10 protein-coding genes are annotated in these 7206 nt (G+C 40.5%); 6 read left to right on the top strand and 4 right to left on the bottom strand.

Annotation, left to right across the window (positions count from 1 at the left end):
- Positions 1-112: 112 nt before the first annotated feature.
- Positions 113-979, bottom strand: coding sequence for a helix-turn-helix domain-containing protein (locus tag CH376_RS17305; RefSeq protein WP_100788251.1), 867 nt, complete (start codon positions 977-979; stop codon positions 113-115).
- 245 nt (positions 980-1224) lie between these two features.
- Between CH376_RS17305 and CH376_RS17300 the strand changes: the two genes are divergently transcribed.
- The 3 genes from CH376_RS17300 to CH376_RS17290 all read left to right on the top strand — a co-directional run bounded on the left by CH376_RS17300 (position 1225) and on the right by CH376_RS17290 (position 2553).
- Positions 1225-1404, top strand: coding sequence for a hypothetical protein (locus CH376_RS17300; protein ID WP_100788250.1), 180 nt, complete (start codon positions 1225-1227; stop codon positions 1402-1404).
- On the top strand, positions 1331-1864 hold the full coding sequence (locus CH376_RS17295; RefSeq protein WP_243398281.1) for a WbuC family cupin fold metalloprotein: 534 nt from the start codon (positions 1331-1333) through the stop codon (positions 1862-1864). Before CH376_RS17300 ends, CH376_RS17295 begins: the two co-directional genes overlap by 74 nt.
- A 107-nt stretch (positions 1865-1971) precedes the next feature.
- On the top strand, positions 1972-2553 hold the full coding sequence (locus CH376_RS17290; RefSeq protein ID WP_100788248.1) for a slr1658 superfamily regulator: 582 nt from the start codon (positions 1972-1974) through the stop codon (positions 2551-2553).
- A gap of 5 nt (positions 2554-2558) precedes the next feature.
- Here the strand turns inward: CH376_RS17290 and CH376_RS17285 are convergent, their stop codons facing one another.
- A complete protein-coding gene (locus CH376_RS17285; RefSeq protein WP_100788247.1) occupies positions 2559-2906 on the bottom strand; it encodes a slr1659 superfamily regulator in 348 nt (115 codons plus the stop codon).
- 607 nt (positions 2907-3513) lie between these two features.
- Here CH376_RS17285 and CH376_RS17275 point away from each other — a divergent pair.
- Positions 3514-3804, top strand: coding sequence for a hypothetical protein (locus CH376_RS17275; protein ID WP_100788245.1), 291 nt, complete (start codon positions 3514-3516; stop codon positions 3802-3804).
- A gap of 38 nt (positions 3805-3842) precedes the next feature.
- Positions 3843-4547 (top strand): lysophospholipid acyltransferase family protein, encoded by a 705-nt coding sequence (locus CH376_RS17270; protein WP_100788244.1) that lies wholly within the window; start codon positions 3843-3845, stop codon positions 4545-4547.
- Between the two features lie 19 nt (positions 4548-4566).
- On the opposite strand, the gene dapF is transcribed toward CH376_RS17270, so the two are convergent.
- Positions 4567-5412 carry a diaminopimelate epimerase gene (gene dapF / locus CH376_RS17265; RefSeq protein ID WP_100788243.1) on the bottom strand — a complete coding sequence of 282 codons (846 nt, stop codon included), beginning with the start codon at positions 5410-5412 and terminating at the stop codon, positions 4567-4569.
- Positions 5413-5561: 149 nt separating this feature from the next.
- On the opposite strand from dapF, the gene CH376_RS17260 reads away from it, so the two are divergent.
- Positions 5562-6413, top strand: coding sequence for a class I SAM-dependent methyltransferase (locus CH376_RS17260; protein WP_100788242.1), 852 nt, complete (start codon positions 5562-5564; stop codon positions 6411-6413).
- On the opposite strand, the gene CH376_RS17255 is transcribed toward CH376_RS17260, so the two are convergent.
- The gene (locus CH376_RS17255; RefSeq protein ID WP_100788241.1) at positions 6402-7151 is read right to left on the bottom strand and encodes an HAD family hydrolase; all 750 of its coding nucleotides are present in this window, start codon (positions 7149-7151) and stop codon (positions 6402-6404) included. The two genes, CH376_RS17260 and CH376_RS17255, sit on opposite strands and share 12 nt — an antisense overlap.
- Between the last annotated feature and the right edge of the window lie 55 nt (positions 7152-7206).

Below are 7206 nucleotides of genomic sequence, written 5' to 3'. Positions count from 1 at the left end.
GTTGCATCAACTAAGTGGGGAACTAAAAAGTATGTTGACATGGAGAAATTAAAAGAGTTAAAAACTTTAAAGCTCATGGCTTGATCGTGTGAGGAGAGCTCTTCTCAAGTTCTCATTTGTGCGAAACTTTAAGGACACTATCAAAAAAACGTATAAAATAAGAATGGTCGTTGAACCCGAGTTTAACGGAAATCTCAGAGACGTTTGCGTCCGTGTGTTCGAGAAGACGTTTCGCTTCCAGATTGATTCTTTCCTTTAAAAACTCCGAAGCGGTTCGATCTGTTTCTTTTTTAACGGTGTCGTTCAGATGACCCGGAGTGACCAATAATTTGGAGGCGTAGTTTCGAACCGACTTCGAGGCGTTCGGGGATTCTCCTACCAACTTTAAAAACCTTCGAACGAGAGAACTCGTTTTAGACGGAATTCCTCCCGGTAATTCTTTATAGGAACGTTCCGCATGAATCATCAAAATTTCGGAATAATTCCGTAAGAGATTCCGATCGGAATCCTGTTCTCTAAACCATTCCTCTTCAAAAAGGGAAATCACGTTTAGAATGGATGGTATTTTAGAAAAATCTAATGCAGGCGTCGACTCCAAAGAATGGAAAAAGGGATATTCCCACGGACCCTTTGAATTGGAATCCGCAAGAAGAAACGATTCTTTAAACATCAAAACGGAACCACGGGCTTTGGAACTCCACTCGGATCGATGCGCCTGGTACGGAGTCAAAAAGAACATTTTATTCGCCGACAAAGAATATTCTCTAGAATCGATTCGAATCTTTCCGCTTCCGGATCGAACGATCAAAATTTCATAAAAATCGTGTCGGTGCGGGTAACTCAAATTTTTTGGAATCAGATTCTCCAGAGGTTCGTAAAGAACATCTTCCCAAGGACTTTTTCCTAATTCAGGTAGGATATAAGTCCTCAATTCTTTCTGTTTACGAACGCTTTCCGTTCTGTTGAGTTTACTACCCATTCCGAAAGAATTTCCGACAAAATCAATCGTTCAAGCCATTCATTTTCGAATCGGAAGCAAATTCTCCAAAACTTGCATTTCCGCTCTTACTCCGCTTCCAAGGGCTTTATTCGGTAAAATATGATAACGGGCCTTTCCGATTTTTTATTTTTCAAAAAAATATAAAAAACCAAGTGTACGAATTGACACTAAGACTGAGTCTCATTTACACTGTATAAGAACCCTAAGGAACGAGTTGGTATCAGATGGAAAAATGTCACTGCGCACAAGTAGCTTTCGAAACGATCGTGGAAACCGCGAAATCGGAAGGCATTGATTATAGAGAAATTATGGAAAGAGTGAACGCAGGAAATACTTGCACTGCGTGCAAATCCTATCTTATTGAGTACTGTGAATCCAGACTCGACCTCCTCCAGACCGCTTAAACAACTAATCACAGATTCTCTTTTTCAAGAGGTGTTGGAAAAAGCCGACGCCTCTCCCCGCAGAAGGGCCAATCACAATTTTCACGAACTCTCAGAAGTCTATCAAAGATTTCTAAACGTCCTTACCAAAAACACTTACATTCAGGCTCATAGACATAAGTCTCCCCCGAAACCCGAAACCTTTCTTGTATTACGGGGAAGTTTGGGATTTATTCTTTTTAACGACGACGGATCTCTCCTCGAAACCCATCGACTGAGCGCGGAAGGACCGTCCTACGGGATCGATGTCGCGCCGGGAGTTTATCATACTCTCGTTTGTCTTTCAGAGAATGCGATTTGTTTTGAAGGGAAATCGGGTCCTTACAACCCTTCTACCGACAAGGATTTTGCGGCTTGGGCTCCCGCAGAAGGAGAGTCCGGGTGGGAGAAATATTTGGAGAATTTAAGAACCCTCTTTTAGAGACTTTTGTTTTTTTACCAAGGGCATTTTTTTACTTTCTTATCTCGGAATTGAAGTTTCAATTTTGAAAACTGAAATCTTCGGATTTAGACGTCCAAACAAACGTTATGAGTTATCCAGTAAAATACGGACATTACAATCTGATACCGGATTCTCTTCCCCCCGAAAGCGAATTCTCACTGAAATTGAGACCTATGGATCTGCGGGTTCAATGGAAACGTTGCTCTTTGACCGCCGATTATATTTCCAATTTTTGCTCTTTTCCAGAACAATTGGATCCGGATTCCGCCAATACAATCTCCATTGTGTTAAACGAACTCATTGAAAACGCGGCGAAATTTTCCAAAGATAGAAAGGGGGAAATTCTTTTAGATCTGAAATACTATTCCGAAATTCTAAAAATCGAAATCAAAAATTCAACGGACGAAATTTCAAAAAATAAATTGGAGAATTCTATTTCTTCTTTGATCAATCGAAACTCCGATGAAATTTATCTGAGCAAATTGAAAGAATCCTCTTCACAAGAGGTGAACTCCGGAATCGGGCTTTTACTTTTATCCAAAGATTTTCCGGTTCGTTTGGGATTCTTAATCAACGACGTTTCTTTTGGAACGTATGAAATTACGGTAAGGGCTTATTTGGATCTAAACGAGGTGGAAAGAATTAAAAGGAAAGCCCTCACTTCTTGATTTATTTATTCTAAACTTGTTTTGATTTCGGAGCGGAGTTTTTTTAAATTTTCCAAAAATTTAATCTGCCAATATCGGTCTTTATTTCCTCGAATCTCGATATTGCCGATATTCTTTTTGTTATATCCCGCGACAAATCTTGAAATGCTTGCGATACCTGCGCTGTTTAAAAAATCCAAATTTTTTATATCTATGATCGCTTTTCCGCGGCCCGCGCTTTCCAGAATCGTTTCGATTAGAGATATGATCGGTTCATATTCTTCGACATTGAGCAAACGTAGTGTTCCGGAGATCTTAATTCTTCCCCGATTCTTTTCCGTTTCGACGGAATAGTCTTCTTTCGATATTTCCATTTCTTTTTACTTACTTAAAAGAATATTCGTTCTTTCAAAAGATCATATCCCAACTTTTTAGAAATTCGGAAGGCATTTCTTTGATTTAAAAAAAAAGACAAAATCCGATCCACCTTTCATCCAAGCTTGTTAGAAAAATAATTTTTCGCAGAGTTTTCTTATTTTTTCCGTATTCCAAAGTCTCTTTTTTGGAAACTGGACGATTTTTCCTTTTTGGGTTTCATTCCATCTTTCGTTTTGCACAACTTCCCCTATTTTTTGATTATGTCGTTTTCCCAAGTCGTTCTCTTTCTTCCCCATTGATAGTACTTTCGGTCTCGGGAAAGCCGATCTTCAGAAACTCCCTTGAAAAAACAAAAAGAAGTTTAGGAATTCTTGTCCGTTTTTTTGGCCGTTCATTCAAGGTGAATTCCCGATATTCCGACCCAAATCCTTTGAAGCCGAAAAATCGAGAATTCAAAAGTATTCTGCAACTTCTTAACATTTTTTAGAAGTTTCGTTATGAAAACCTGTTGCCACATTCCTTCCCCTAAGGAGACTATATGAGATTGCGGGAAATTTCCCGATCTATTATAATATAAAAAAATACGCCTGGAAAGAAGCTCTTATGCCTGACTTTGATTCGATTGATCTTATGAATTTTGCAGTCTACGGGAACGAACACGATCCCGAATGGGCCGATATTAGAAATTATATCAAGTCCAGCGCCTCGGCTCAGAAAGAGCTGGAAGAATTAAGACGTTCCGTTCCGCAGAGCGCCAGAAAAAGAAGGGATTCGATTCGGCCTCAAGACTTAGGCGGTGATCGATCTTATGGAAGAGAATCCGCCTCCGATCCGAGAAATACAAATTCTCCGGAGGAAAAAAAGAAATGGTGGTCTATTTTTACGGGGGAATAAAATGACTTCCCTCATTGTATAGAACGAGGGAGAAGATCATGGAAAAGGAAGCGCAGACATATTTAAGACTCAAGCAGTTTGTGGCTCCTTTTTTGGGTTTCGCCGTTAACATAAACGCGTATGGAACGGAAAACATAGTCCAAGAAGGAAAAGTGATTCTTGTAAGCAATCACAGATCGGACATGGATCCTTTTATTCTTTCTTATACGTTTCCACGTTATATTTCTTGGATCGCCGCGGATTATACCTTTCGAATTCCTATTTTCAAAGACTTAGCAAAACTCGCCGGCGGAATTCCGATGGCAATCGACGGCAAAATTTCGATGGCGAGCATCAAGATGGTGCAGCAGGTTTTTAAAAGAGACGGCGTACTCGGAATTTTTCCGGAAGGCCACGATTATATGGTTAAGAACGATTTTTCAGGCCCGATGGTAAAATTCCACGACGGCTTCGCGGCGTTCTCGATTCGAAATAAGGTCGATATTCTTCCGTCCGTAATCGTGCCAATCGAAGAAAGTTATTCGGATATTCCAATTCCGTCTCTCGTTCGTTCTTTTATGGGAATGCCCAAAGAAGTCTGCGATATCAAAAGAAGATCGATTTACAAAAAAGTAAAAGTACTCTACGGCCCGAAAATCGATCACAGACCTTATCTGGAAGGAAAACTGGAAGACAATCTCAAAAAACTTTCGACCGAAGTCCGCCTCAGAATGGAAGCACTTCAAAAAGCGGACGTCGCTTAATTAAGAAATTTAGAATATTCTAAATTTCTACTTCTCCTGAAAAGATTTCGCGAGCCGGACCTGTCATCAGAACATGACCTGATTCTTGCCATTGAATTCGAAGAGTTCCGCCCCTAAGGTCGATTTTCACGTCTTTACCGGATCTCTCCGTCAAGTTGCCCGCAACCATTACTGCGCAGGCCCCCGTTCCGCAAGCCAATGTTTCCCCCGCTCCCCGTTCCCAGGTTCTTTGATAAAGATGATCTTTGCCTCTTACGGTAACAAATTCTACGTTTACCCTTTTCGGAAAGAAAGAATGGTTTTCGATCAAGGGACCGATTTCTCTCACGGGAAACTGATCGGAATCGTCGACGAAGATCACACAGTGAGGGTTTCCCATGCTCACTGCGGTAAAATTTAAACTCTTACCGGCGATTTCCAAGGCCTGATCGATAATGGTTTCTTCGTTCTTCCAGAGGACCGGGATTTTGGAAGGAATTAAAATCGGTTTTCCCATATCCACGCTTACCAGATCCACTTTATTTCCGGCTCCGATCTTCAGGTCCACTTCTAAGATGCCGGCCCCGGTTTCGATCTTCGGATTTTTAGAATTTGTCAAACCGTGATCGTAGATATATTTCGCAACGCAACGGATTCCATTCCCGCACATCTCGGAAGAACTTCCGTCCGAGTTGTACATATCCATCATAAAATCGCCCTGTTTGGAATTCCGGATAAAAATAACTCCGTCGCTTCCGATTCCAAAATTGCGATCGGAAAGTTTCTGAATTTGTTCCGGTGAGAGACGAACGTCCGTTTGAGTGGCGTCGATATAAACGTAATCGTTACCGATTCCTTCCATTTTCGTAAATTTAAGCGCGGTCACGGGAACTCCTGGTGATAAACTGAATTCTATCTTTTTTTTAGACTCTTCTCGGGGGAATTCAAAAACAAGAAAAAGGACTCTACTTTTTTCTGGCTTTTCAGGCTTCACCCGGAGACATTGAAAATCCGGTCATCGGCCTGGGGGCTTCTTTGAATCAAACCTGTTATCTTTGCTCGAGCACTCAAAATTTCACCGTATTTGTCGAGAATAGAATCGATATCGTCCGCTGCTCGAACTGCGGACATGTATTCTCCACATACGAACAAGAAGAACACTATGAAGGCTACTGGGACGATGATTCTTCTTACGATCTCGGATGGTGGGACAACGCTCACAGGGAAATTTATCAGGACTTTATCGATGAATTCTTAAAAGCTCCGACGGGAAAAATTTTAGACGTCGGCTGCGGACTTGGATTTTTTGTGAAACGAATTGGCGACCAAAAACCGGGTTGGGAAGCGATCGGATACGAGATTTCGGAAAAAGCGGTTCAGTTTGCGAAAGAAAAAAACGGACTCAAAAACGTTTTCCCTGGAATCGTTCAAAACTCAGGAATCGCCAAAGGTTCTTTGGATATCATCACACTCTGGGACGTTATAGAACACATCCCGAAACCTCACAGTTTATTAGAATATTTGCATTCTCTTTTAAAACCGGGTGGAATTCTTTTTTTGCAAACCCCGAACTTTCCGGTTCAGTTGTTTAAGGCTCGTCTGAAAGTTCTGCTGAAAGGAATGAAACCTAACGGACATTATCTCGAAGCGAAAGATCATATCAACGATTACACTGAAAGAACGATGAAAATGCTTTCCAGTCAAACAGGCTTTAAAGACTGCAAATTTACGATCCTAAAACCGATTGCCTCCGTTTCCGGAAGTCGAGGCGGGAACCTCGGTACTCTTTTTAAAAAGACTTACTATTATGCGACGAAGATGATCTGGTTTCTCAGTCTTAAAACTTTGAATCTCAATAATACGTTATTCGCCATTTTAAAGAAATAATTTCAGAGCGATACGAAGATCGTTCGTTTCTAAATAAGAATACTCGTTCTTTTTGGGAACTTCGGTAAGAACGATTTTTCTTTCTTCCAGCTTATTTTGTTTTTTGGAAAACACGGATTTCAAATGAATCGCTGGAATTCCGTAACGCAAAGCGCCCTCCACGTCATCCTTTAAAGAATCTCCGATCATAGAGACAGGAGTTTCCCCTTTTACGAGTTCCATCGCTTTCAAAAAAAATCGTTCGGAAGGTTTTTCCATACCGACTTCTTCCGAACTCAGAACGTCATATCTTAACTTCTTAGGAAGTAAAACGTTCATTTTGATCAACTGAGTTCTGAGGTTTTCGTTCGTGCAAAATAGAATCTTTTGTTTTTGGGATATCTGTCCTAAAAGAGAAAATGTTTCCTTATATTCTTTCTCGTATTTTTTTTTGAAAACTTGGATTCCCTTTTGAAAAAAAAGGAAATAATCTTTTTCCAATTTTAGAATCCACTTCGGATTCAAATTTCCCCATTTCTTAAGACATATCTTTTTAAAATAAATCAAACGAAGACGATTTGCCGGAGAATCCGAAAGCTCGAGTTTCGTTTCTTTGCGAGCAACCTCGTATAATTGTGCGAACTCTTTTGTCGAAACGAAACCGTATTCTTTCGCTCTCTTGAAAAGTTCCTGAATGGAAAACTCATATATCGAGACGGAATCGAAAAGTGTATTATCAAAATCTAAAAAAAGAGCCATTCCTTGCAAAAGAATCTTTCCGACACCGAAGGCAATTCTTTTCCTTCATTTTTCC

It is taken from the genome of Leptospira adleri (genome assembly GCF_002811985.1).
In the GTDB taxonomy this organism is placed as follows: domain Bacteria; phylum Spirochaetota; class Leptospiria; order Leptospirales; family Leptospiraceae; genus Leptospira; species Leptospira adleri.
This window is presented reverse-complemented; position numbering and strand designations above follow the sequence as displayed.